The sequence below is a fragment of the Niastella sp. sgz303648 genome (assembly GCF_059587045.1).
On record NZ_JCAPSW010000002.1, the window covers coordinates 19,345 to 45,859 of the forward strand.

Here is a 26,515-nt window from a genome sequence, read left to right on the forward strand (position 1 = left end):
TTACTTTCCAATGCTGTTCCCCGTTCTCCCTTACGGGGCCAACCTGAAGTTCAGGTGCGCCAAAATACGGTTGACATTACATTTGTGATCATTATCATTCCTCCAAATGATCAGCTTCATATACGGTTTGCTTAAACAGGTGGAACTTTAAGAATAACACATTTGTATGGCGTTACCGGTTAAAACAGCTGATTTTTTGCAACAAACCGGCGGTATATCTGCCTTCGCCGGCCGCTTCTTTAAAGAGGCTTTCAAACCCCGGTACGAAGTAGCTGAGTTCATTCGCCAATGTTTTGTGATCGGGTACAAATCATTACCGCTTATTGGTTTAACCGGTTTTATCATGGGCCTTGTTTTAACCATGCAGTTGCGGCCTTCATTGATTGAATATGGTGTAGAATCACAACTCCCTGTCATGGTAGGTATTGCGATTGTACGGGAAATTGGTCCCGTTATCACGGCCCTGATCTTTGCCGGCAAAATTGGCAGCAGTATTGGCGCTGAACTGGGATCTATGAAGGTAACCGAACAAATTGATGCTATGGAGGTATCGGGTACCAATCCGTTTAAATACCTGGTGGTTACAAGAGTAATGGCGTCAACACTGATGTTGCCGGTATTGGCAATGCTTAGTGATGCGATTTCATTATACGGATCATATCTGGGCGTGAACATTCGCGGAGTAACCAGTTTCCGTTTGTTTTATATGCAGGTATTCAACAGTCTTGAATTTGGTGATGTGTTGCCTGCCTTTATCAAATCATTTTTCTTCGGTTTTGCAATTGGTATTATTGGATGCTATAAAGGGTATTTTTCAAACAAAGGAACGGAAGGGGTAGGACAGTCGGCCAATTCGGCTGTAGTGGTTTCGTCTATTATGATATTTATAATAGACCTTATAGCTGTACAAATTACAGATGTATTTAACCTGAATTAAACCGTAAGTGAGTGGAAGAACAATTAGTCATACAACAAACAAAAAAGAAAAGTGCAGAGGAAGTGATGGTTGTTAAACACCTGTATAAATCGTTTGGAAGCAATGCCGTATTGGTAGATTTCAATCTTACCCTTGGTAAAGGCGAAAACCTGGTGGTGCTGGGCAAATCAGGTTCAGGAAAATCGGTTTTAATTAAATGTATCATTGGTTTGCTTGAGCCGGATAAAGGCGCCATTGAAATGTTCGGAAAAAATATTCCCGACCTGGATCACGAAGACCTCGATAAGATACGTGCCAAGGTTGGTTTTCTTTTTCAAAGCAATGCCCTGTACGATTCTATGACCGTGCGCCAAAACCTGGAGTTTCCTTTGCGTCGTCACTGGATACAGGTTACACAGCAGGAAGTAGATAAAATGGTGCAGGAAGCATTGAATGATGTAGGTTTGGCGCATACGGTAAATATGATGCCGGCAGAGTTATCGGGGGGAATGCGTAAAAGAATTGCACTGGCGCGAACGCTCATTCTTAAACCCGATATCATTTTGTACGACGAACCAACTACCGGCCTTGATCCCGTAACCGGAAAAGAAATTATACAACTGATAGTGGCCATACAGAAAAAATATAAATCATCTTCCCTGATTATTTCGCACGACATGACTTGTGTGCGTTTGGCAGCCGATAGGGTAGTGGTACTTGTAGATGGCCATTGTTATGCGGAGGGAACATATGAAACATTACGAAAATCCAATGATCCTAAAGTAAAACAGTTTTTTGAATAATTATTTTATGGCAAAGAATGCAATCAATACAATAAAACTGGGTGTATTTGTAGTTGCGGGATTATTATTCCTCATACTACTGCTTTATATGATCGGGAAAAACAAGAATATATTTGGACCATCATTCGTTTTAAAAGCACAGTTTGAAAATGTACAGGGCCTTGTGCCGGGCAATAATGTAAGGTTTTCCGGTATTGAAATAGGAACCATAAAACGGATAAATATACTGAGTGATACCTCGATTGAAGTAATAATGGTAGTAGATGATAAGATGAAAAAAATTATCCGTAGTAACGCCATTGTTTCAATTGGCTCAGATGGATTAATGGGTAACAAGGTGATAAATATTTCTCCTGAACGAACACCGGCGCCCCTCGTTACCGGAGGATCGATATTAAACACCCGTAAAGCTGTTAGTACCGATGATATGGTGCAGATTTTATCTAAAACCAACCAGGATGTGGCGGTTATTGCAGCACAACTAAAAGTAACCGTACAACGTATAAATAACAGTACGGCTTTATGGACAATTTTAAATGACGAAACTTTACCGCAAAATATAAGAGTTTCTGCTGCCAATGTACAATTAGCCACTGCACGTGCTTCGGCTATAACAAATGATCTGCAATCTATCATCAGTAGCGTTAAAAATGGAAAGGGATCGGTGGGTGCAGTGCTTACCGATACTGCTTTTGCAAAGAACCTGAATGATGCAATTATAAAAATAAAAGGAGTAGGAGACAGGGCCGATGAACTGGCTGTTGCCCTTAATTCGGTAATAGCCAATGTACAGCGAGATGTAAATACAGGTAAAGGACCTGTAAATGCATTGCTGAAAGATTCTTCGATGGTAACAAAAATAAGCAGCAGCCTGGATAATATTCAGAAAGGTACAGATGCCTTCAGCCAGAATATGGAGGCGCTGAAACATAATTTCCTGTTCCGCGGATATTTTAGGAAACTCGAAAAGCAAAAACAAAAAGCAGGGAAGCAAACTGTTGCAGTACAGTAGTTGGGTAGGGAGCATAGAAATTGAATGGCTGTTGATTAGAGTTTACTTCATACGATAAGTACTATTTATGGAACCGCTGGTACCCATGTATCCCGGGTTTTTGGTTTTGCCGGAAAAAAACAATTTTCAACAGGTCGGCTGTAATTATATAAACAAGCAATATCAGGGCAATGGCGATTATTTGTTGTACATGTGCAATGGAAAATCCCAATAGAGTAGCAAAAGGCGAAAACGGCAGATATATGATTATACAAATTGCTGATAATGCTGTAACAAGTAATAATTTACCTGGTTTGCTTTTTATAACAGGTTTTTTTGTTCGCACTACAAAAAGAATCAGTATTTCGGTGATGGCTGATTCAAGGAACCATCCTGTTTGAAACGACGCATTTGAAAGCCCGAAATAAATATAGAGAACATAAAAGGTGATAAAATCAAAAAGCGAACTGTGTAAGCCGAAAACAATCATAAACCTGCGGATCAATTTGATATCCCATTTCCCGGGTCTGGCCAATTCTTCATTATCCACATAGTCTGATGCAATTGTCAAAAAGGGAAGATCGGTAACAAGATTGGTTAACAGGATTTGTTTCGGCAGCATAGGCAAAAAAGGAAGGAATAAAGAAGCGCCGGCTATGCTGAACATGTTGCCAAACGTAGCCCCTGTGGTGATAAAGATATATTTCATGGAATTCACAAATGACTTTCTGCCTTCATGAATGCCGTCTGCCAGAACAGACAGGTCTTTCTCCAGCAAAACAAAATCTGCAGCCTCTTTAGCAATATCCGCGGCATTATTGGTTGATATTCCAATATCGGCCGCATGAATAGCCGCTACATCATTAATGCCGTCGCCAATATAAGCTACTGTGAGATGTGATTTCTGAAGTGCTTTAATAATAATTTCTTTCTGGTGCGGATCAATTTCTGCAAAGATGTTTGTATGCTTAACTTTTACAACCAGCGCTTCCGGGTATAATCTGTCCATTTCTTCACCGGTTAATATCACCGGGTCTTTCATGCCAATATTTTGCGCCGCATGAAAAGCCGCAAAACGGTTATCGCCGGTAATAATTTTTACTTCAATATCCAATTGTTCCAGCCGCTGAATAGAAGAAAGGGAACTTTCTTTCAGTGGGTCTTCAAGCAGGATGAATCCCAGAAAGATCATCTCCCGTTCATCGTCCCTTATTATTTTATCAGTTTGTATTGGCTTGTAGCATAGCCCTAAAACCCGGTACCCCTGCCGGCTATAAACAATGAAGTCATTTTCAAGTTGCTTTCGTGTCAAATCCTCAATTGGTTGCGGGTTTTCATTACCGGGATCTATGTAACTGCATACCTGCAATATATTGCTAAATGCTCCTTTAGTGATAAAAAAGCGTTTCGGTCCTTTTTTAACAGCTACACTCAGCCGCTTTCGTATAAAATCATAAGGAATTTCATTAATCTTTTCATAATCTTCTGCTGGTATATTTAATGAAACAATGGCCTGGTCAATGGGATTTGTAAAACCTTTTTGAAAGGCGGAATTTAAGAATGCATATAAACGCAGCCGGTCGCTTGTTTTTCCATCTGCACCAACAATGTCTTTTATTGTAACAACCCCTTCCGTAATAGTGCCTGTTTTATCGGTACATAAAACATTCACTTCTCCGAAATTAAAAATGCTCGAAAGCTTTTTTACGATCACTTTTTTCTTAAGCATTCTTTTAACTCCTGCGGCCATTGCAAACGTCATGATAGCCGGCAGTAGTTCCGGCGCCATGCCAACGGCGACGGCCAGCGAAAATAAAACAGCATCGAAAAAAGGCTTTTTAAAGTAAAGATTTGAAAGCAGGATTACGAGCGAAAGAATAACTGTAATTCTTAAAAGAAAAAATCCAAAATGCTTTATTCCTTTTTCAAATGCTGTTTCAGGAGTTTCGATAAGACTATGAGCCATTTGCCCGAAAACTGTTTCGTTGCCTGTATGCACAGCCATCGCTGTAGCGTTTCCGCTGATTACGTTTGTTCCCTGCCACAGGCAGTTATACTTTTTACTCAATGGCAAAGTGTTATCCAGTTGACCGGCTGATTTTTCAACGGGGTACGATTCTCCTGTTAAACTGCTTTCATTAATATGCAGGTCGTTGCTTTCGATAATACGACAATCTGCAGGAATAATATCTCCGGCATCCAGCAATAATATATCACCCGGAACTACGTGTTGCGTTGGTAATTGCAATAGCCGGCCATCACGCAATACCGTATGTTTTGTCTCGGTCAATTTACGCAATTGCTCCATTGCCCTGCCCGCATTCAATTCCTGCCAGAAACCCAGCAAGCCTGTTGCCAGCAAAATGAAAAGAATAATAAAACTATCTGAAGATTGGCCTAAAATGGCAGATAAGATCACTGCAATTACCAATAGTAATACCAACGGATTTGTAAATTGTCGAACCAGTAACTTTATTACTTTCTTATACCGGCCTGGAGTTTTAAACAGTTTGGCCTGTGCTTTAATCCTTTCAGCAGCAATGGCAGGGTGCAATCCTTTTTCAGAGGTTTGAAGCTGTACAAACAATTGATCGATAGGCGCCGAAGAAAATTGTTGATTGTTCATTTAAGAGCTGAATACTATTTTAATCTGATAATGGTGTATCGAAGTTAATGATCTCCTGTACTTTTTTCTTTAGCATATTTTTCAATATCACTCTGCATATTTGGTATATATAACTGTTGAAAGTATTCGGCTGCCATACGGTTGCTATCAAAATAGGGTATAATATTTTGCATACTGTTTTTAACAATCGACAACCATCTGGAGGGGTAATCATAAAACATGGGTATGATTTCTTTCTCCAATAAATCATACAGGTTACCTGCTTCAATTGCATCCTGTTCATGTTCATGCAGGTTTAATGATGCAGGTGGAATTATAAAACTGTTTATTTTATCTGTCGCAAATTCAGGGAACCAGCCGTCGGGCGTACCTATATTTACAGCTCCGTTCATTGCTGCAGCCATCCCACTGGTTCCGGATGCTTCATGTGTTAACCGGGGCACATTCAGCCATGCATCGGCTCCCTTTTTTAGTAGCTTAGAGAGTTTTATTTCATATCCAACCAACACCGAACAGTTTTTGTATCCTTTAGTTATGTTTGCGATTTTATCAAAAATTCCTATGGCTGTATAATCCATTGGGTATGGTTTGCCGGCCCATATAATCTGTACTGGCCTTTCGGTATTATTTACAATCCTGTTAAATCTTTCCATATCGTATAAGAGCAAATCAGCGCGTTTGTATCCTGCAAATCGTTTGGCAAAAACAATTGTTAGCACTTTTTCATCATATATTTCTCCTGTTTGATCAGCAACAATTTCAAATAGTTCTTTCTTCCCTAACCATTTCAGTTGTTGTAAGCCGGATATATTATTCTTCTCAATTTCTTTATACATTCCGGGCTCAGCCCAATATGTAAAATTCAGCGCATTTGTTATCGATATTATAGGACAAACATCCTTGTATTTTTTCCACATTTCCTTTAATGTTTGCAAGTGCATTTTAGATACAGCATTTGCAATACCTGATAACCGTAGTGCGGTTAATGTATGGTTCAATCTCCGGTCTTCTATCCCGGTGATCATCCGTACTTCTGTAACAGGTATACCACAAAAAAATCCCATTTTCTCAAGTAATAGAAAATCTGTTTCCGGGTTACCAGCCTGCTCAGGTGTATGGTTTGTAAACACCAGTCTTTTTTTGACTTCATTAATGTCTTTATACTGGTTATAGAGATAAAATGCAAGCGGCAATCCATGCGACTCGTTCAAATGATACACTTCCGGCTTCCAATCCAAAAATTCAAATAATTTAGCTCCTCCAATACCTAATAATATGGCAGCTGCAATGCGTGTTTCAGGATTGGCATCGTATAATTTGTGCGAAATGGTTTTGGCGAGATAATCATTTTCAGGCAAATCTGTAGTCAATAAAAAAACCGGTACAGTATTGAATACTTCCGGCGGAAGATAATACACCGCAACCCATACGTCGTGACCTGAAACCTGGATGGTAAATTTAATGTCCGTTTTTTTTAAAAAGCCATAAACCTTTTCCTCAAACAAAACATCCATCGACTGATCGCTTTTTCGTATCTGGTCGTAGTAGCCATATTTCCATAAAATACCAACGCCTACCATGTTCTGTTTTAATTCGAATGCACTACGCATATGTGAGCCGGCCAAAAAACCCAGGCCGCCTGCATACAATTTTAACGGCTGATGTATAGCATACTCCATGCAGAAATAGGCAACGGGAATGGAATATTCAGAAGCAACCTGATAAGGGTGATGAAAGGGGAATTTCATATTTACCTTTTAAATTTGAAAAATTAACAGGCAGATAAGAACTAAAGAGGTTTTACTGATCTTACGATTGGCATTATTTAAAGATCCCGAAATCAATAAAAATTCTATGACTTATTATATCTTTCTACTTCTTCCATTTCACCATTTTCGAGGCGCACTAAAATAAAGTTCTTCGCGTCTTCAACGTTTACAACCCATATCTCTCTATTATTCTGACTTACTTTAATGGCCCTTGTGATATTATAATCATAATAGGCACCCTTAATCTGTTTTTTGATGTCCTCGGGCAGGTTTTTTTCATACCCATAACTGATATTATATACCAATTTTCCCTTTTTTGTAAATACTGCCTGGTTTTTTTTATCCTCTGTCATGTATTTTACCAGGTACTTTTTATTGAGTTCATACCATTGAGGATTATGGGCATCTGCAAAATATTTCTGAAAGTTTGTCCAAACCTTGTCGGGCACCTTTGTACGGGTGGAAGTAATAATAACCGGCGGCAATGTTTTATATGGAATAGTATCCTGGGCAAGCAGATTTCCTGCGGCAAGTGTTAATATCGTAAATACACTTAACCTGGCGAAACACTTTTTCATGTTAAATGCTTTGAGGGTTATAAATATTATTTGCTCCTTAAAGCTACATGATTTGAGGGCTTATTTTTGTGACGCAGATCAAACCTGCTTAGGATTGTTGTCACCATTAACACTTAAAAGCTGAATTTATCAAACCAGGCATTGCCCTAAGTGGCTTCAATCAGTGCTGAGGCTGATTTTGATCATTGTTTCGCTTTAGCATACTACGTAATTTGGTTAATATGATATTTCCTTCCCTATAAATTCTACATGGCTGTATTGTAAGCATTGATATATACCCACATTTGAAGATTATTTGCACAGGATGCTTTTTAATTTATTTGTAACCTTAAAATTTACACAATGAAAAGCGATATCCAGATTCAGAATGATGTGATTGAGCAGCTTAATTGGGAACCCGGTTTAAATGCTGCGGAAATAGGTGTAGCTGTTAAAAACGGAATAGTTACGCTTTCAGGTATTGTCGATACCTATTCAAAAAAAATTGCGGCAGAAGATGCGGCTAAAAAAATAGCCGGTGTTAAAGCTGTTGCAGAAGTTATACAGGTAGGTGTTTCTCCCGGCTTTCGAAAAACAGATACTGAAATTGCAAAAGCCGTGGTATTTGCATTAAAATGGAACACAACAATACCTGATGAAAAAATAAAAGTACTGGTTGAAGACGGTGTAGTTTCGCTCGAGGGAGAAGTGGAATGGGAATACCAGCGCAACGCGGCCCAAAGTGCTGTTGAAACGCTGGCAGGTGTACGAAGAATAAACAATTATGTAATTATAAAGCCTTTAGTTAAACCTAATAACGTTAAACGAAAAATTACAGATGCATTTATTCGCAGTGCAACCATTGATTCAGGAAAAATTTCTGTTACAACAGATGGGACCACAATAACACTCAACGGAACTGTGCGTTCATTTGCCGAACGCGAAGATGCAGAAAAGGCCGCCTGGTCGGCGCCAGGTGTAACCAGTGTTGTAAATAACCTGGTAATGGAAGAAGAAGCTTTTGCTTATTAGTCTGAAGTATCTAAACTCAGATAATGGCTAAGCCATGCAGGAAAAATGCTGTTCTGTATTTTACGGAACAGCATTTTTATTATGATCAACATACCAACAAGCTTACTTATTCACATATTATAATTATTAGCATGTATATAAATCATTTCCACTTTATCAGCATTTACTGCGTAAATTCACAGAACGAACACATTGTCTTCTTTATGAGGTTAAGGAAACTGTCCATTGAATATCCGGTTATAACCATTTTTCCCGTTTAAAAATGCCTATGCAACCGGTTTGTAGTGTACCTGCTATTACAGTAATGATCTTACTTTTTTTTCAGGCAACAAATGCCCAGCTTTGTAAGGGCAGCCTTGGCGATCCCATTGTGAATATTACATTTGGCTCAGGCGCCAATCCGGGACAGCCACTGGCCGCTGCCACCACCTCCTACCAGTATGTAGCGAACGATTGCCCCAACGATGGTTTTTATACAGTTCGCAACAGTACCTCCGGATGTTTTTATAATCAATGGCATTCCCTTTCGGCCGATCATACCGGCAATGCAAATGGTTATTTTATGCTTGTTAACGCAACCTATCAGCCCGGGGCTTTTTATTTGGAAACAGTTCGGGGACTTTGCAGTAATACAACTTTTGAGTTTGCTGCATGGATAGCCAATATACATAAACCAACTGCCTGTTCAGGCAATGGCATACAACCCAATCTTACATTTACTATCGAAAAAACAGACGGCACTGTTTTGTCAACATATAATACCGGTAATATTCCTCCAACATCCAGCCCTTCATGGCAACAGGTTGGCTTCTTTTTTACTACCCCGGTTGGATTAACAGAAGTTGTATTGCGCATGGTGAACAATGCACCAGGCGGTTGTGGTAATGATATTGCCCTGGATGATATTACTTTACGGCCCTGTGGCCCTGATATTACTGCATCTATTGTTGGCCTTTCTTCCAACAGTCAGTCTTTTTGCGAAGGAGAAGCTCATTCCTATAGTTTTACCGGTACAATACTGGCGGGTTATGCCAATCCTTCTCTTCAATGGCAGCAAAATATCAATGGGAGTGGCTGGGTAGATATTCCCGGCGCCACCACCACAACCCTTGCCAAAGATTTTCCCTCCACTATGATGGCAGGCACCTATCTGTACCGGCTGACCGCAGTCGAAAGCAGTAATATAGGTTCAACCGTTTGCAGAACAACTTCTAAACCTATATCCATTACTATTAACACGAATGTGACCACTACTATATCCGGCAATTCACCCCTGTGCGCAGGCGCCAACCTCATACTTACTGCAACGGGTGGCGCGCAATATCAATGGACAGGACCGGGCAGCTTTACATCAGCCCTGCCAACTGTGTCTGTTAATGATGTGCAACCTGAGCAATCGGGAAAATATTATGTAACGGTTACCAGTACAGGCGGTTGCATGAACAGGGATTCAGTTATGGTTACTGTTAATCCGGCGCCGCTGGCCGCTGCAGGGCCTGCCATTTCCAACATATGCGAGGGCGATTCGGTGCAATTAACAGCCAGTGGAGGCATACACTATCAATGGTTACCGGCTACCGGTTTATCCTCGGCAGGCATTGACAGGCCCGTTGCCAGGCCAACAGATACAGTGAATTATACAGTTGCCGTATATAATGAGTTTTCCTGTAGCGATACAGCAATGGTTACAGTAAATGTAACCAAAAAGCCTTATGCCAATGCAGGACCCGATAAATCGATCTTTGAGGGTAGTGCCGCTCAACTCGAAGGCGTAGCAGAAGGGCATGATATTCATTATTACTGGTCGCCTGTATTGAATATAACCAATGCTCAATTGCTGAACCCGGTGGTAACGCCCGCAATTAGTACAGACTATGCGCTTACAGTTATTTCGGAGTTGGGCTGTGGTACTGCAACCGACACCATGCATGTTTTTGTGTACAAAGATATTTTTGTGCCCAATGCGTTTACGCCTAATAAAGACGGCATCAATGATTCGTGGAATATTCCTGCATTAAGTGCCTTGTCTTCTTTTGAAGTGCGTGTTTTCAACCGCTATGGACAGCTCGTTTTTCAAACGCGCAATACCAATACAGGCTGGAATGGAAAATTTAATGGCGCCGATCAACCTATCGGCACATATGTTTACCTGATCAATATCGATAACGGCAAAAGAATATTGAAAGGGCCGCTGATGCTGATCCGGTGATGGATCCCGATCAATTAAACGACTTTCTGTATGCTAAAGGCGAGCAGCTGGTTTTCACTTTAAACAGCTTGCTGAATGACTGCGGATGTTCAAAACCCAGTTGATAAGCTATCTCAGCTACTGAAAGCGAAGTTGAACTAAGCAGGTCTTTGGAGTATTCGATCACTTTTTGTTGAATATACTGCTGCGTATTTTGCCCGGTCAGCGATCGAAGCAGGTCACTGAGGTACCGGGGTGATAATTGCAACCGGTTGCTGACATACTGCACAGAAGGCAGACCGTTTTCCAAACCTTTACTTTCCTCGAAATACGCTTTTAGTAACTTATCCAGCAACGTTATGATCTCATTGTTTACGGCTTTTCGGGTAATAAACTGCCGGTTGTAAAACCGGTTGCTGTAATTCAATAACTGTTCTATTTGTGATACGAGAATGTGCTGACTAAATTGGTCTATGTTATTCTCCAGTTCCGCGCCTATAGTCCCGAATATATTAAGGATAATCGCTTTTTCTTTAGCCGACAGAAATAGCGCCTCTGAAACGGAATATGAAAAAAAGCCATAGGAATTTATGACATCGTTCAATGGATAGTTCCTGATAAAATCAGGATGAAAGAAAAGTGCATAGCCCTCATAACTCAGGTCATCATCTGAAGCGGTGACGATTTGCCTGGGCTTTAGAAATGCTAAACCGCCTTCTTCAAAATCATAATGCCCCTGACCATATTTTACCTGTCCGCTGAATGTTGTTTTGAACGATATCTTGTATAGATCTAAAACGATCTTCTTTCCCTTTTCAAATGTTTCCGGTTGCACCCGGCTGTAATCTACCAGGGCAATCAGTGGATGTAAAGGTTCCGGCTGGTTAAGATAACGCATCAGTTCAGAGATGCTTCTGATGGGGTAGTGGTCCGACATTAAATCGCTCATGCATAAAGGTTTTGACAGGTTAATTTAATTCTGTCGGGCCGGGCGGATCACAATATCGCCCACCTCTACGTTTGCAGGCTGGCTGATGGCATAAACCACTGCATTGGCAATGGCTTCAGGACCGATGGCCAGTTGCTCCATTTTTTCTGCAATGGCCGCCCGGGCTTCAGGATCCTTCATATTATTGGAGAAATCCGTTCTTACCATTCCCGGAGAAATACCCGTTATCCTTATGGTACCGTCTGACTCCTGCCTGAAAGCTTCCGTCAAAGTACGAACGGCATTCTTTGTAGCGGCATACACTCCCTGTGTTGGTACAATCTTTATGCCTGAAGTGGAAATGATATTGATGATATGCCCCGACTGCTGTTGTCTGAAGGCGGGTATGGCTGCCGCCATTCCATAGAGCACACCTTTCAGGTTAATGTCAATCATTTCTTCCCAGCCTTCAATATCCAATGCGTCGATCCGGTTAAGCTGTGCAACGCCGGCATTATTGATCATAACATCCAAACGGCCATATTGTTCAACGGCCGCATCTACCAGTTGTGCCAGATCAGCTTTATGACTCACATCTGTAGCCAGGCATATCGCTTCGCCTCCTGCATGTTTGATCTCTGCTGCGATTTTTTCCAATGGCGCTGTTCGCCGGGCTCCTAATACCACCCTGGCTCCAAGTTTTGACAGTTCCAGTGCGATTGCTTTCCCAATGCCACTGCCTGCCCCCGTAATAGCTACTACTTTACCTTTAATTTGATTGTTCATAACCATATTGTTTAGAACTACAAAATTCATCCATGATACCCGGCAAAAAGTAGCCGGATTGGTAAATGTTGTAGTCGATATGGTTACCTGATCACTGCACAATGAAAACCCGGCTCAGGTTACGAGTTCCTTCGCTCCAGATAATCGTATACATTCCTGCCATGAAACCGTTCACGCTGGTTACTGTTTGCGTTGCGTTGCGTGCCGGAACAATTGTTTTTACTTCATGGCCCAGTATATCAATAAACCGCAGCTTTGCATTTTTTACCGAAGCAGGGTGATTGATGATCAAAATATCGTGCGCCGGATTGGGGTTCACCGTTAGGTCCTTTGAATTTACATTAGCCGGGTCAACAATGGCCGTTACTTTATTATAAATAAACCCGCTGAGTGTTGCCGTGCCAGCCGGAGTAGTTACGCTTACATTGCCCGATGCGCCCGAACCCACCACAGCAGTTATCGTTGCAGAATCAACAACTGTAAATGATGAAGCCGGTACGCCACCGAAACTAACCGCTGTTGCGCCTGAAAGAAATTTCCCTTTAATGGTAACAACAGTGTCGGTACCTGCAGTAGTTGGCGTAAATGAAGTAATGGCAGGAGAAATAAAAGTAAATCGAGCCAGGCTTGCTGTACCACCCGGTGTGGTTACACTTACACTACCTGATGCGCCATTTCCAACAACAGCAATGATACTATCGGCTGATTTTATAGTAAAAGAACCGGCAGGAACACCCCCAAAACTAACATTGGTAGCACCGGTAAAATTGCTGCCGGTAATTACCACCGTTGTACCCCTTACTCCTGCGGTGGGAGTAAATGATGTAATCACCGGCATGGGAATAAATGTAAAACCGGCAAGCGAATCTGATCCTCCCGGTGTAGTTACTTTTACATAACCTGATGCGCCGTTTCCAACGGTAGCCAAAATACTGTCTTGTGATATGATGGTGAAATATAAAGCCTGAACACTACCAAATGTAACAGATGTTGTTTGGCTCAGGTTGCTGCCGGTAATAAGCACCTGGTTTGAAAAAGCGGCTGTTTGCGGACTAAATGAAGTAATAACGGGTTTAGGAGGCGCCTGTTCACCCATTCTGTTGCGCAAAATCCTGAGCGTGTTCAACCCTTGATTACCGTACACCATGCAGATTTCAGGTTTGGAATCTCCATCGAGGTCTCCTGCTTCCATTAAACCACTGCCATATGTATTCAGTTGGTAAGCCGATGCAAAAGAAATTGAATTACCAACGCTGGTATTTTTTCGCAGGAATATATTACCCCACGACCCACCCACTGCCACAATATCCTGTTTGCCATCACCATTCAGATCATACACGTACGTGGTAAGCATCGTTTGTGTAGTTAACACTTCTGAAAAGCTTCCGGAATTATTTTTAAAGATAAATGATCCCGCTGCCAGATCAGGATATTTTCCTGAACTGAATGTTGCCGTAAAGGTCGGTCCGGAAGAATACCCGCCATAATCATCGTGATTATCCACTTTTGTTATATCAAAGAATATAGACGAACCCTGGGATGTGTTTCTAAATAAGAAAAGCGCCGATGACATCCCCATGCCAACGACTGCATCAGGTTTACCATCACGGTCAAAATCAGTAATGGTTAAGCCCGCATTAATGCCGGCATGGGTAGTCCACCCGTAATAGTAATAAGTCCAGGTTGTGGGGGTGGCAAACGAAATACTTCCATTGCTGCCTGTATTTCTGCAAACATCGATGCGCCCGTTGCCGCCGCAATTGGTACACAAAAAAACAATATCGGGACGGCCATCGAGGTCAAAATCTCCCGTTTCAATAACTCCTGCACTATAAGTAAGTAATCCTAATGTAAAAGAATTTTCAATGGCGATATTTCCCGGCGTACTTTGATTGCGGAAAATAAAAATTTTTGGAGCAGCACCATCATTTGAAATCATTAAATCGGGTTTGCCATCAGCGTCAAGATCGGCTACTCCCAGTGCTTTGGCATTGAACCCTATTTCTATATCTGTTCTCGGAGCGAAACTTAATTTACCCGGAGAACTTACATTTCTGAACACCGAAATAAAAGTTGAACCACTGTTGATAACGATCATATCTGGTTTGCCATCGCCATCTATATCTGCATGTTTTACCTGATAGGGTTGAATGCCGGTAGTAAAATCCATATTGCCGGCAAAAGAATTGTCATTAAACGCGGCAGTATCTACAGCAAAGGTTACATTAAAACGCACATCGGAACCGGCGGTTAACCGGGTTGTTTGTGATACTAATGAAATGGGTTTGTAGCCTGTACCTTCAGGTACTGTAACAACAACTTTATCGGCCGTTGCTGAAAGTATGTTTGCTTTCATGCCCCCGAAATAAACGGTATTATTCGCAACGCCGGGTTGAAAATTGATACCTGAAATAGTAACGGTTGTACCAACCGGGCCCGATGTTGGTGAAATGTTATAAATAAACGGGCTTGTAATGTATTCAACCGAACCATTCGTTACAGTGTGTTTGGGAGTAGTGATCGTAACAAAACCCGTAGCGCCTGCGCCAACAATTGCTTTTATCGTGTCGGCCGATACCACAGTGAATGAAGCTGCCGGGGTGTTTCCAAATGTAACAACAGTAGCTGGCGTAAAATTTTGTCCGGTAATTATCACCTCGGTGCCCTGGCCGATTATTTTAGGAGAAACAGAAGATATAACAGGTGGTGAAATAAAGGTGAAACCCGGCAAAGACGCATTTCCCCGGTTGCTTATAACTGTTATTGCTCCTGAAGCACCGGCATTTACTTTTGCTTTGATAGTAAAAGAATCAATGATCGTAAATGAAGTCGCATCTACACCGCCGAATTTAACGGATGTGATGGAAGCATTATTATAGTAATGTAAAAAATTTAAACCTGAAATGGTTACGGTATCGCCCTGAGCTGCCGAAACGGGTGTAAAGGATGTAATTACAGGAGCCGGATAATATGTAAAACCAGGTTTTGCGGCTGTGCCATACGCATTGGTTACATTCACACTTCCCGAAGATCCATTGCCCACTACAGCCTGTAGTGTAGCAGAATCAATAATTGTGAAAGAAGTTGCAGCTGTACCGCCAAAACTAACTGAGGTAACACCTGTAAAGTTCAAACCTTTTATGGTAATAGTTGAACCGGTTATCGCTTCAACCGGCGAAACGGAAGCAATAAATGGTTTGGGAATATAAATAAATCCGGGTTTAGTAGCTGTTCCATAAGTATTCGTAACGCTAACGTCGCCCGATGCTCCGGTACCGGTATATGCCTCGATGGTAAATGGATCTATTATATTGAATGTTGCCGGTACACCACCAAATTTTACACTGGTTGTGCCCGTAAAATTTTGTCCTTTGATAATGATCTTCTCATAGGATGCGCCTGAACCGGGCGTGAAAGAAGATATAGCAGGCGGACCCAGATATAAAAACCCCGAAAAGCTTGCTGAATCTGTAGCGGTTAAAACTTTAATATCCCCGGTAGCGCCGGTACCCAGGATAGCAGAAATTTTTGTTGCATTCTCTATTGTAAAGGATGCGGCCGATATCCCGCCAAAACTTACAGTGGTGGCGCCTGTAAAGTTACTTCCATAGATGGCTATCGTATCGCCGGCCTTGCCCTGCGAAGGATAGAATGAATAGATCTGCGGGCTTGTAGTTCTGTTTTTATATACCGTAACCCTGAACATACCGGTATTAAAAGCCAGATCAGGTTTGCCATCATTGTCGAAATCGCCACTAATTGCATGTGAAGTACCTGCTGCCGGAACAGTAGCTAATGAGCTGAAAGAAAAATCCGCTGCAATTTTTATAAGTTTAACGGATTCAAGGCCGAAGTCAAGGGCCAGGTCAGGTCTTCCATCACCATCCAGATCGTTGATGGCTATTCCGTATATCGAACTTCCGTAAGAATTTGATGTGCCGTATTGAAATACTATGTTTCCGGCAGTACTTACGTTTTTATAAATCAGTACCGAGAGGTTTGAATAATGACTAATCGCCAGATCGGGTTTGCCGTCATTGTCGAAATCTCCTATTTCGATATTATCAGGGTTTTGATAAGCGTTTACATTGACCGGTGAAGCGAAAGAAATGTTACCGGCCGAACCCGTGTTGCGAAAAATTTTTATTTTGTTTGAAGCGAAGTCGGGCAGTACAATATCAGGCTTCCCATCTCCATCTATATCTGCCGTTCTTATTTCCTCAATTGACCCGCCCACGGTTTGCAAATCTACCCTCGGAGCAAAGGAAAGTGAACCGATGCTTCCGGTGTTTCGCAGTATGGAAACATACCCATCTAAATTAACTGTATTTATGACAAGATCTGGTTTACCATCCTGGTCAATATCCGTTACAGATATGCCCGCAGGCTGCGTGGCGGTAGCAAAATCAACTTTTGGAGCGAATGAAATAACGCCGCTGCCGGATGTATTCTTAAATATTGAAACTGTATTAGCGCTATTATTGGTTACCACTACTTCGGGTTTTCCATCGCCATCTATATCGGCTATGGCAACAGCCCTTGGTTTTTGACCTGTAGTAAAGTCAATTTTGGGTGCAAATGAAATATCTCCTCCCGCCGTTGTATTCCTGTAAACCGACATGGTATTATTTAACCCGTCAACGGTAATCACATCAATCCTTTTATCATCATCAATGTCGCCGATCGTATATTTTGTTGTTTCGATATCGTTACCTACCGAATCAACCCGGGCTGCATAATCAATAGATTGTGGCGTGAAGAAAGGGGCCCCACCGCTAAACGTTACGATAAAAGGCTTAGGCGAATAAGCCGTGAGCCCATTGGTGGTAACACTTACGGGCTGAAAGGTTGCCCCGGCCGGAACAGTAACCGTTAATGCTGTTGTGGAGGCTGCAGTAACATTCGCTTTTACCGATCCAATAAATACAATATTACCAGAGGGAGTTGCACTGAAATTGGTACCTGTGATGGTAACAGAAGTTCCTACCGGTGCCGATGCAGGCGAGAACGAACTTATGGTTGGCTGCGCCAGACTTTTCAACGAAATACATAAAATAAGCAAAAAAAGAATAGCGCCTTTTTGCAGGAGTTTGGTAGGGGTTACTGGTATAATAATCATTGGATGCGGGAATAATTTGACAAAATATAAAAAACATTTATATTTTCCCGGCCTTTCTGATTATTTTATTGCCACAAGATATATAGAAAAATTATAACAGAAGAGATTTTGCCCAACTAAAAGTTAATTCCTTCGCATCAAAAGCAGCCTGCTGATGTATTCTTCAAAATCATTCAAAAAAACTTTATTGCTGCGGCACGATTCAAATAGTGATTCCAGATGAGATGTTTTGAAAAAGCCTGACGTAATCATCCGGGTTAGGGTAGGATTAGCATCGATCCAGGCAGTTTTCAGGCTGTGATTTTTTAAGTAAGATACAATGATCTCAACTTTGTAATAAATAGGGATATCTGTTATCTCCTGGTTTAAAGCTGAAAGTTCACGTATCGCATTTTGATAGTTTGCCGGATTAAACTTCTCATTGTCTTTAATAGAAATATTATTGATATTGTTTGACATAAATTTGAATGATTGAAACGACCATACAACACAATGCAAAACTGGGTCTTTAATCTCAGGTAGCTATTACATAATTTGATTAATAAGTTATATCATTCACACATTTGCGTGTGCGTATATTATGAGTTTCGTTCCCAAAGAAGACCAATAATCCCTTCGGTTCACATCCTTTCTATGAGTTTTCCAGGCTTTTGCACGTATGGTTCACCCATGAAAATGTGTGAATGATGTAACCTATTTGTTTAATTATGTAACACTTATCAACGAAAAGAGGTACACCTTTATACATTAGGTTTTTATTAAAACTAAAACAAAATGACAATTAAAACAGAATCAAAAGAAAGCTGGAATGAACTGAAGGCAAGGCTTAAGAAGGAATTTCCTGCACTTACAGATAAGGATTTGTTTTTTGAATTAGGCAAGAAGAACGAAATGTTGGCAAACCTCCATGTTAAACTGGGTAAAACCAAAGAGGAGTTGCAAAAAATTATTGAAACGCCGTAGCCATTCTTTCATTTTTAAAAACTACTGCCTCTTTTCACGTACCCGGCGGTGGTTTTTTTACGTATAATCATGATTGTCAGTACTGTTTACTGACAATTTTTGTTAGCATATAAAAAGTTAAACATAATGAAATCTGTAAAAATTTTATTCGTAACTACATCGCATGAAAAAATTGGCAACACCGGCGATAAAACAGGTGTATGGCTCGAAGAACTGTCAGCGCCATATTATGTATTTAAGGAGGTGGGCGCCGACATTACGATTGCCTCTCCTAAAGGCGGCCAGGTGCCGCTGGATCCCAAAAGCCAGGCTATCATTATTGCAACCCGAAGTACAAAACGCTTTTTGAAAGATGAGGAGGCGATGAATTGGTTGGCCCATTCTTTAGTGTTGTCGGAAATAAAGGCAGATGATTTTGATGTGGTATTTCTCCCTGGCGGGCACGGCGCCATATGGGATCTCGCCGACAACAAAGATTTAAAGCAATTGCTTGAATCTTTTGACAACGACGTTAAACCCATTGGAGCGGTATGTCATGGTGTTGTGGGCCTGATCTCATTACAAAATGATAAAGGTGAGGCCCTGGTTAAAGGAAAACATCTCACTTGTTTCAGCAACAGGGAAGAGGAATCAACAGGTTACATCAGGGTTGTACCTTTTTTATTAGAAACTAAACTGCGTTCACTTGAAGCTTTGTATAGCAAGGGAGCTGATTATGTTAGTTATGTGGTGGCGGAGGGGAATATCGTCACCGGTCAAAACCCTGCTTCATCAGAAGATGTGGCAAAAAAAATAGTAGCGTTGGTGAAACATAATAAACAGGTAACGACCGCTATTTAAAACTGAAAACATGTGAATCATGTAACATATTTAAAAAATCGTATAATGCTCAAAGCAAATCATACGTCTATCTTCGTTCTGGTTTTTCATAGGATATTGGATTAATCAGGGCTGGATTTTTATCCTGGCCCTTTTTTATTAGAAATAAAACTGAAAATTATAAATATTGAAGTTCTGGAATCAGTCAACTAAATGTTAAGATTATGGATAACGAAAATAAAAACCAGCAATCAGATACGCAGGAACTCGAAAAATCAAAATCACACATCATTGTTGAAATTATTGAGTATGTACCTAATTCGGTGGTGATCAAAACAATAATCAAAAAATCAACCGGCAATATAAGCATAATGTCTTTCGATAGCGGAGAAGGTTTAACAGAAAAGACATCTCCCTTTGATACTTTTGCCCAGATCATCGAAGGCAGGGCAGAGATCGTTATTGATAAGATATCCAATGTACTCGAATCGGGTCAGGGAATTATCATACCTGCGCATTCACCGAATTTTATAAAGCATAACGGTCGGTTTAAAATGATTTTGACTACCATAAAAAGCGGATACGAGTAAAGGCAGTAAAGTAATAATGTGTGAATAATATAACTATCTCATAAAACTATATAACGGTTCTACGGTGAAATACAGGCACCTTTGCTGAAGCCTTGACCTGATTAAAATTGAATAAAATGAAGTCACCTATAATTGCCTTCAGCGGTAATACAGCGGCTGATTATCAGCCCTCTATTTTTTCATTTGGAAATAAGACTACAAACAATAATAACCATACTGACCGGATGCATGCACTGATGCAGGAGTTCCGGAATCCATTGGGCCATATCAATCTATCGGTTGAAATGCTCGAATCCTTAATAGAGGATAATGATCTTGAAATATACCTGGATGTTATTAAGCGAAATTCGATTCGGATTAACAACCTGATAAATGAATTTCTTGTCAGGCAGGGAGATGAAGGGTAAACAAAATAATATTTCATTCACCAACCAGGGTATAAAGCATGCCTAAAATAACATTTAATAATAGTAATCATTTATTTTTCCAGTCTGTTAAAAATTCAGTGGAAGCCTATTTTAAAGGCAACCGGCTCAAAAAAACAGGAAACTGGAAATTGTATGTAAAAGCATTGGTACTGGTACCGGTTGCTGTTGCAATATATAGCTGGCTCCTGTTTGGCAATTATAGCTGGCTGGCCGGAATCCTGCTTTCGGCGCTGTTTGGGTTTACCCTGGTATGCATAGCATTTAATGTTATGCACGATGCCTGTCATGGCAGTTATTCCGGCAAAAAATGGGTCAATGAATTCATGGGTTTAAGTATGAATGTTTTAGGCAGCAATGCTTTTATCTGGAAGATTAAACACAATATTATTCATCATACTTATACTAATATCGACGGGGTTGATGATGATATTGCCAATGGTCCGTTATTAAGGCAGTGCAATACTCAAAAATGGATGCCTATACATCGTTTCCAGTTCATCTATATGTTCATCCTGTATTCTGTAAGCACGCTTGCCTGGATGTGGGGTACAGATTTTTATAAATACTTTTCAAAAAAGATCCATACTACTGTAATTAATAAAATTGATATAAAGCAGCATATCATATTCTGGATTAGTAAGGTGCTATATGTTTTCTTTTATGTTGTTGTACCTGTTTATTTTTTGGGATGGCAGGCATGGTTAACCGGTTTTTTAATCATTCATATAACCATGGGGCTTGTTTTATCCATTGTATTTCAACTGGCTCACGTGGTAGAAAAAACTTCTTTTGATTCAGTTGCAGAAAATCATAAGGTGATAGCATCTGAATGGGCTATTCATGAAGTAAAAACCACAGCCGATTTTGCCCCTCAAAATAAGGTGGTTAGCTGGTTAGTGGGAGGACTGAATTTTCAAATAGAGCATCATCTTTTTCCACAGATTAGTCATGTACATTATCCGGCATTGAGTAAAATAATACGGCAGCAATGTGAATTATTTGGTATTCCCTACAATTATTACCCAACCCTGAGGCAGGCCATTTACTCGCATGTGCGACTCATGAAACAATTAGGAAGAAACCATTGATAAAAAGCAATATCTTTTTTCCTTTCTATCTTTTCCTTTATACCCTCAGGCATGACAAATTGCTTTGACTGCATTATGTCCCTATCTTTGTAGTCCAAAATTATTTGCCATGTTTGGTGATCTGTTTAATAAATTTCAGGAAGCGCAACAGAAAATGAACGAAGGCAAGCAAAAACTTGCCAATGTAACCGTTGACGGAGATGCCGGCGATGGAGCCGTTAAGGTATCGGTGACCGGAAACAGAGAAGTAAAAACAATTTCAATAGATAATCAGTTACTTTTTCCTGAAAGAAAGGAAGAACTGGAAGATCTGCTGATCATTGCATTAAACCGGGCACTCCAGAATGCCGAAAAACTATGGGAGGAGGAAATGAAAGGCCTCGCCGGTAATATGCTTGGCGGTTTATGAATTCAATAACAATGCCCGCTCTTTAAGTTTCTTTTTATAGCGGTATAATTGAATCCAATAGTTAATCCATGAACCTAATCCAACCAAAGCAGCAAGGCTTTTTATCATTGGAATGGGTAATACGCTTATGCAAAATAATGTTGCATACGAAATGCCTGCACTATAAGTTGGTTTATTACTTTGAGGAATAGGATCTTCAGCAAATATTGAATCGCCGGTTGGCGTATTCAATTCGTCACGGATTGAATCAGAAATTTTTCGAATTACAAAAAATTGCCAGATTAGTCCGAACAGTGGAATTAGCTGAAGCCATACCTGCCCGGGACGCATGCGCCGATTGGCGGCACGAATCAACTCTAAAGTTCGTTGTTGCGTCAAACAGAAAAAGATAACAGGAATAATAAATGCTACAAGGAGCAGGATTTGAAACCAGTCTTGAAACCAGTCTTGAATTTGGGGTTCATTCATATCATTGTTATAACGTTATAAAAATACTTCTAAATTTTAGAAAGCAAAAACTTTTATAAGATGTCTTAATCGATGCAACATCCTCGCTTAACTGAAAACAGGCAAACGTTTGCCCACAAAATTCATATGTATTTGAAGTATTGAATTATTATTACAAAAATAAATATGAATACATTTTTTACCCTGATTTACCTTTCGGTTCTGCATTTTTCGGTTAAGGGAAATCCTAAGGCAACTGATTACAGGCAGGATGACAAGCCGAAGATCGTTAACAATTATATATCCATTCACTCAATAAGCCAGTTAGCCGCACTGTTTAAGGGAAAGCCTTTCTACATCGACTTGTGGGCCACATGGTGCGAACCCTGTATGGAAGAATTTAAACACAGCCGGGAGTTGTATAATCATTTGAAAAATGCCGGTGTTCAGGTCGTTTATATATCCATCGATCGCGATGCGCAGGATAGTTTATGGCGGGCATATATTTATAAATACAATCTTTCGGGAAATCATATTCGCGCAGGTAAACCATTAAAGGATAGTTTAACAACCCTGATATGGGGCGCAAAAGACGTATATTCAATTCCGCATTACTTACTGTTCGATAAGAACGGACAAATCGTTGATAAAGCCGCTCCCGAACCTCATACCAGGCAGAAATTATTTGATTTCATTGATGAAAAAATAAAAACCAGATAACGGTGTAAAGCACATCCTCATTAAAAAATGTCCGCACAACATGTGTTTTCGGAGTAAAACTGTACAAGGGTAATACAGGTGAAGTAGAGCATAACAGGGCCGGGCACCTTATGGAGTTAATAACATGTGCTTGTTCAATTTGACCTGATTATCAGCTATTCTGTTTTTTAGAGCCTGGATATCCTTATTCAATTTATCCAATCTGTTTGATTCTTTTCTTGCAAATCTGGAATCGCTTTTGGCATTACCGGCTTCATTATTGGCTTTTCGGGCTAATTTCCTGTTTGAAGGATTATCGTTTAATTTATCTGCTGCGATTGAATTTTCATTCGCAGATTTTTGAGCCTGATCTGAAGCGTCCTGGTCGTTTTTTGTTTTTTGTTCAACCTGATTTTGTAGTTTGCCCAGTTTCAATTGATCCGCGCTGATTTTCGATACTAAGGAAAGAGAATCTGTATTGACCTTTTGGGCGGATATAGACACACAAAAAAACAACAAACCAATAGAGGTTAATAACAATATTTTTCGCATAATGCACTTTTAAATGTTTAATTAAAAATTAAACAGAAATACAAAAATGCATCTATTATCGTCAATAACTGTTACACAATTGTACAAATAAGTTATATCATTCACACATTCAATTGCTTCTCCCAAAATAAAAGACCATTCCATGCCAGTGATGGAACACTACTTTTTGTATGTATTTAATGAAAATTGTTGTTACTTTATTCGTTTCCTTAAATTTTGATGATTTTATTGATACTTACATGAAGTCGCTACTTGTAACTATTGCTTTATTGGCCACCTGTTTTCTGCAGGCACAATTAGTTGGTAAGAATGATTTTCACAGCTGGGCGCCCACACCGCCTATGGGCTGGAACAGCTGGGATTGCTTTGGCCCAACTGTTACCGAAGCAGAAGTAAAAGCCAATGCCGATTATATGGCAAGCCATCTGAAATCGAGCGGCTGGAATTATATAATAGTGGATATCCGCTGGTATGTGGCCAATGACAAATCACATGGGTATAACGAAAAAGATCCTGATTATAACATCGACAGCTTTGGCAGATTTTTGCCTGCGGTAAACCGTTTTCCTTCGGCAGCAGGGGGAAAGGGATTTAAACCGCTGGCCGATTACCTGCATAAAAAAGGATTGAAATTCGGCATACACATCATGCGCGGTGTGCCGGTGGTAGCTGTAAAACAAAAGCTGCCCGTTAAAGGCACAAAGCTTACCGCCGCCGATATTTATTCAACGACCGGTCAATGCCGCTGGCTGCACGATATGTACACCATCTTACCTGACAAAGCAGGCGCGCAGGAATATTATAACTCCATTTTTGATTTATATGCATCCTGGGGACTCGATTTTGTAAAGGTCGATGACCTTTCATCGCCCATTTATTTTTCGGGTGAAGTTGAAATGATACGGAAGGCTATTGAACGAACCGGCCGTGAGATCGTATTGAGCACTTCGCCCGGTGAAACGCCCATCGATCATGCAACGCATGTGCAGCAAAATGCCAATATGTGGCGCACCGTTGGCGATTTCTGGGATAGCTGGCGGCAATTAAAAGAACACTTCGACGTGTTTGAACGATGGAACAAATGGCGCGCCTACGGCGCGTATCCCGATGGCGATATGCTGCCCATTGGGCGCATAGGCATCCGCGCTGAACGAGGCGACCCGCGCATGACGAATTTCACCCGGGATGAACAATACACCTTAATGACGTTGTGGAGCATTTTTAAATCGCCGCTGATGTTCGGTGGTAACCTGCCCGATAACGATGCGTTTACCAATTCACTCATCACCAATAAAAACATGTTGTATATATTGAATAAAAGCATCAATAACCGGCCGCTTTTCAAAAACGAAAAACAGGCGGCATGGGTTGCAGAAGATCCCGCCAATGGCGATCTGTTTTTAGCTGTATTCAATATCGATGACCGTGAAGAAATGATCGAAAGCAAAGCGCTATGGAAAAGCGATATACTTAACAGGCAACACGCTTCGCAACTGGCAGATGTACCCGTAAATGGCCCCAAAAAACTATGGCTGGGGGTTTCGGCAGTGGATAATCCCGACTGGGACCATGCCGACTGGATAAACCCGGTGCTGTATAAAGGAAGTGATAGCATTTCATTGACTTCGCTGAAATGGGTGAAGGCAACTTCAGGCTGGGGAAAGCCCCGTGTTAATAAAGCGGTATCGGGCAACGATCTGATCGTCGAAGAAAAAAAATACGAACGTGGCCTGGGTGTTCATGCCAGTTCTGTGATTGAATACAACCTTCCTGAGGGGGTTACCCGCTTTACGGCTATGGTTGGCATCGATAAAGCAGCCGCCGATCAAAATGTGGGCGCCACCCTGCAATGTATGGTGTTTACCGAACAACCTTCGGGCCCCGAGCCACCGGCTTCAGCCATGATCGATATTGATTTATCAAAGCTGGGTTTGCAGCAATGTAAAATTCAGGATTTGTGGACAGGTAAGCAGGTAGGTGTTTTTACAAATAAATTTTCTGTAAGTATTAATAACCACGGCGCCGGTTTATACAGGCTCAGCAAAATAAAATAATAATAGCAACAGGGAACTTCCGGTTTATCAGGTAAAATTTGCGTAGCTAAATAGCTACGTTTATATTTGCAGTAACTGTTTACCCTGATAAAATAAAAATATGAAAAGCAAAAAGAATTTGTCACCGGAACAACGTACTGCACTACTCAAAACATTGAAAGCCCGTTTTGAGAAAAACAGCAATCGCCATAAAGGTCTTGAATGGACTAACGTACAGGCTAAGCTGGAGAAAAATACGGAGAAACTGTGGTCGCTCAATGAAATGGAGGCATCCGGCGGTGAGCCCGATGTTGTTGGTTATGATAAAAAAACGGGCGAATACATTTTTTATGACTGTTCCCCTGAAAGCCCTAAAGGTCGCAGAAGTATTTGTTACGACGGTGAGGCGCTGGCATCAAGGAAGGAACATAAACCAGATGATAGTGCTATTGAAATGGCAGTTGCCATGGGCATAGAGCTTTTATCGGAGGAACAATACCGCCAGCTGCAGAAACTGGGAAATTTCGATACGAAAACATCGAGCTGGGTGCAAACTCCTGAAAATATCAGAGCACTCGGTGGCGCTCTCTTTTGTGATCGTCGTTACGATACTGTTTTTGTATATCACAACGGCGCCGAATCTTATTATGCCGCCAGAGGATTTCGTGGCGAGTTAAAAGTTTAGATCAATTAATTCTTGTATAGTATGTAGCAAAAAAAGCCCCGGCTTCAGCCGGGGCCGTGATCAGAGTGCATCACAACTTAAACAATA

General features: G+C 40.9%; 23 protein-coding genes. 14 read left to right on the top strand and 9 right to left on the bottom strand.

Annotation, left to right across the window (positions count from 1 at the left end):
* The first annotated feature begins 166 nt into the window (after positions 1-166).
* From AC59IL_RS04780 to AC59IL_RS04790, 3 genes are read left to right on the top strand one after another with little or no spacing between them, the layout of a single operon-like run.
* On the top strand, positions 167-937 hold the full coding sequence (locus AC59IL_RS04780; protein WP_496550948.1) for an MlaE family ABC transporter permease: 771 nt from the start codon (positions 167-169) through the stop codon (positions 935-937).
* An 11-nt stretch (positions 938-948) separates the two neighbouring features.
* Entirely contained in the window at positions 949-1,719 is a 771-nt protein-coding gene (locus tag AC59IL_RS04785) for an ABC transporter ATP-binding protein (RefSeq protein WP_496550949.1), read from the top strand.
* Positions 1,720-1,726: 7 nt separating this feature from the next.
* Positions 1,727-2,731, top strand: a complete 1,005-nt coding sequence (locus tag AC59IL_RS04790) for an MlaD family protein (RefSeq protein ID WP_496550950.1) — start codon at positions 1,727-1,729, stop codon at positions 2,729-2,731.
* A gap of 61 nt (positions 2,732-2,792) precedes the next feature.
* Here the strand turns inward: AC59IL_RS04790 and mgtA are convergent, their stop codons facing one another.
* The 3 genes from mgtA to AC59IL_RS04805 all read right to left on the bottom strand — a co-directional run bounded on the left by mgtA (position 2,793) and on the right by AC59IL_RS04805 (position 7,683).
* Entirely contained in the window at positions 2,793-5,336 is a 2,544-nt protein-coding gene (gene mgtA / locus AC59IL_RS04795) for a magnesium-translocating P-type ATPase (protein ID WP_496550951.1), read from the bottom strand.
* 44 nt (positions 5,337-5,380) lie between these two features.
* Entirely contained in the window at positions 5,381-7,084 is a 1,704-nt protein-coding gene (gene glgP / locus AC59IL_RS04800) for an alpha-glucan family phosphorylase (protein ID WP_496550952.1), read from the bottom strand.
* A 104-nt stretch (positions 7,085-7,188) separates the two neighbouring features.
* On the bottom strand, positions 7,189-7,683 hold the full coding sequence (locus AC59IL_RS04805; protein WP_496550953.1) for a hypothetical protein: 495 nt from the start codon (positions 7,681-7,683) through the stop codon (positions 7,189-7,191).
* 342 nt (positions 7,684-8,025) lie between these two features.
* Between AC59IL_RS04805 and AC59IL_RS04810 the strand changes: the two genes are divergently transcribed.
* Together AC59IL_RS04810 and AC59IL_RS04815 are read left to right on the top strand one after the other, a co-directional pair.
* Positions 8,026-8,694, top strand: coding sequence for a BON domain-containing protein (locus AC59IL_RS04810; protein ID WP_496550954.1), 669 nt, complete (start codon positions 8,026-8,028; stop codon positions 8,692-8,694).
* A 268-nt stretch (positions 8,695-8,962) separates the two neighbouring features.
* Complete coding sequence (locus AC59IL_RS04815) at positions 8,963-10,903, top strand: T9SS type B sorting domain-containing protein (RefSeq protein WP_496550955.1); 1,941 nt, start codon at positions 8,963-8,965, stop codon at positions 10,901-10,903.
* 10 nt (positions 10,904-10,913) lie between these two features.
* Here the strand turns inward: AC59IL_RS04815 and AC59IL_RS04820 are convergent, their stop codons facing one another.
* From AC59IL_RS04820 to AC59IL_RS04835, 4 genes are all read right to left on the bottom strand, one after another.
* Positions 10,914-11,831, bottom strand: coding sequence for a helix-turn-helix domain-containing protein (locus AC59IL_RS04820; RefSeq protein ID WP_496550956.1), 918 nt, complete (start codon positions 11,829-11,831; stop codon positions 10,914-10,916).
* Between the two features lie 24 nt (positions 11,832-11,855).
* Positions 11,856-12,596 (bottom strand): SDR family oxidoreductase, encoded by a 741-nt coding sequence (locus AC59IL_RS04825; protein ID WP_496550957.1) that lies wholly within the window; start codon positions 12,594-12,596, stop codon positions 11,856-11,858.
* A 91-nt stretch (positions 12,597-12,687) separates the two neighbouring features.
* The gene (locus AC59IL_RS04830) at positions 12,688-17,715 is read right to left on the bottom strand and encodes an IPT/TIG domain-containing protein (protein ID WP_496550958.1); all 5,028 of its coding nucleotides are present in this window, start codon (positions 17,713-17,715) and stop codon (positions 12,688-12,690) included.
* 123 nt (positions 17,716-17,838) lie between these two features.
* Positions 17,839-18,174, bottom strand: a complete 336-nt coding sequence (locus AC59IL_RS04835) for a hypothetical protein (RefSeq protein WP_496550959.1) — start codon at positions 18,172-18,174, stop codon at positions 17,839-17,841.
* Positions 18,175-18,489: 315 nt separating this feature from the next.
* Between AC59IL_RS04835 and AC59IL_RS04840 the strand changes: the two genes are divergently transcribed.
* From AC59IL_RS04840 to AC59IL_RS04865, 6 genes are all read left to right on the top strand, one after another.
* Entirely contained in the window at positions 18,490-18,678 is a 189-nt protein-coding gene (locus AC59IL_RS04840) for a CsbD family protein (protein WP_496550960.1), read from the top strand.
* Positions 18,679-18,804: 126 nt separating this feature from the next.
* Positions 18,805-19,518, top strand: a complete 714-nt coding sequence (locus tag AC59IL_RS04845; protein ID WP_496550961.1) for a type 1 glutamine amidotransferase domain-containing protein — start codon at positions 18,805-18,807, stop codon at positions 19,516-19,518.
* A gap of 203 nt (positions 19,519-19,721) precedes the next feature.
* Positions 19,722-20,087: a cupin domain-containing protein gene (locus AC59IL_RS04850; RefSeq protein WP_496550962.1), complete on the top strand. Its 366-nt coding sequence runs from the start codon at positions 19,722-19,724 to the stop codon at positions 20,085-20,087.
* A 116-nt stretch (positions 20,088-20,203) separates the two neighbouring features.
* A complete protein-coding gene (locus AC59IL_RS04855; protein WP_496550963.1) occupies positions 20,204-20,494 on the top strand; it encodes a histidine kinase dimerization/phospho-acceptor domain-containing protein in 291 nt (96 codons plus the stop codon).
* A 38-nt stretch (positions 20,495-20,532) separates the two neighbouring features.
* Positions 20,533-21,603 carry a fatty acid desaturase family protein gene (locus AC59IL_RS04860; RefSeq protein ID WP_496550964.1) on the top strand — a complete coding sequence of 357 codons (1,071 nt, stop codon included), beginning with the start codon at positions 20,533-20,535 and terminating at the stop codon, positions 21,601-21,603.
* Positions 21,604-21,712: 109 nt separating this feature from the next.
* Positions 21,713-22,012, top strand: coding sequence for a YbaB/EbfC family nucleoid-associated protein (locus AC59IL_RS04865; RefSeq protein ID WP_496550965.1), 300 nt, complete (start codon positions 21,713-21,715; stop codon positions 22,010-22,012).
* Here the strand turns inward: AC59IL_RS04865 and AC59IL_RS04870 are convergent.
* Positions 22,007-22,480 carry a hypothetical protein gene (locus AC59IL_RS04870; protein WP_496550966.1) on the bottom strand — a complete coding sequence of 158 codons (474 nt, stop codon included), beginning with the start codon at positions 22,478-22,480 and terminating at the stop codon, positions 22,007-22,009. The two genes, AC59IL_RS04865 and AC59IL_RS04870, sit on opposite strands and share 6 nt — an antisense overlap.
* Positions 22,481-22,645: 165 nt before the next feature.
* Between AC59IL_RS04870 and AC59IL_RS04875 the strand changes: the two genes are divergently transcribed.
* Positions 22,646-23,179 carry a TlpA family protein disulfide reductase gene (locus AC59IL_RS04875; RefSeq protein ID WP_496550967.1) on the top strand — a complete coding sequence of 178 codons (534 nt, stop codon included), beginning with the start codon at positions 22,646-22,648 and terminating at the stop codon, positions 23,177-23,179.
* Positions 23,180-23,287: 108 nt separating this feature from the next.
* On the opposite strand, the gene AC59IL_RS04880 is transcribed toward AC59IL_RS04875, so the two are convergent.
* Positions 23,288-23,710, bottom strand: a complete 423-nt coding sequence (locus tag AC59IL_RS04880) for a hypothetical protein (RefSeq protein ID WP_496550968.1) — start codon at positions 23,708-23,710, stop codon at positions 23,288-23,290.
* A 170-nt stretch (positions 23,711-23,880) separates the two neighbouring features.
* Here AC59IL_RS04880 and AC59IL_RS04885 point away from each other — a divergent pair, with 170 nt between their 5' ends.
* Both AC59IL_RS04885 and AC59IL_RS04890 read left to right on the top strand, forming a co-directional pair.
* Positions 23,881-25,764 carry an NPCBM/NEW2 domain-containing protein gene (locus tag AC59IL_RS04885; RefSeq protein WP_496550969.1) on the top strand — a complete coding sequence of 628 codons (1,884 nt, stop codon included), beginning with the start codon at positions 23,881-23,883 and terminating at the stop codon, positions 25,762-25,764.
* Positions 25,765-25,864: 100 nt separating this feature from the next.
* Positions 25,865-26,428 carry a DUF4256 domain-containing protein gene (locus AC59IL_RS04890; RefSeq protein ID WP_496550970.1) on the top strand — a complete coding sequence of 188 codons (564 nt, stop codon included), beginning with the start codon at positions 25,865-25,867 and terminating at the stop codon, positions 26,426-26,428.
* The last annotated feature ends 87 nt before the right edge of the window (positions 26,429-26,515 follow it).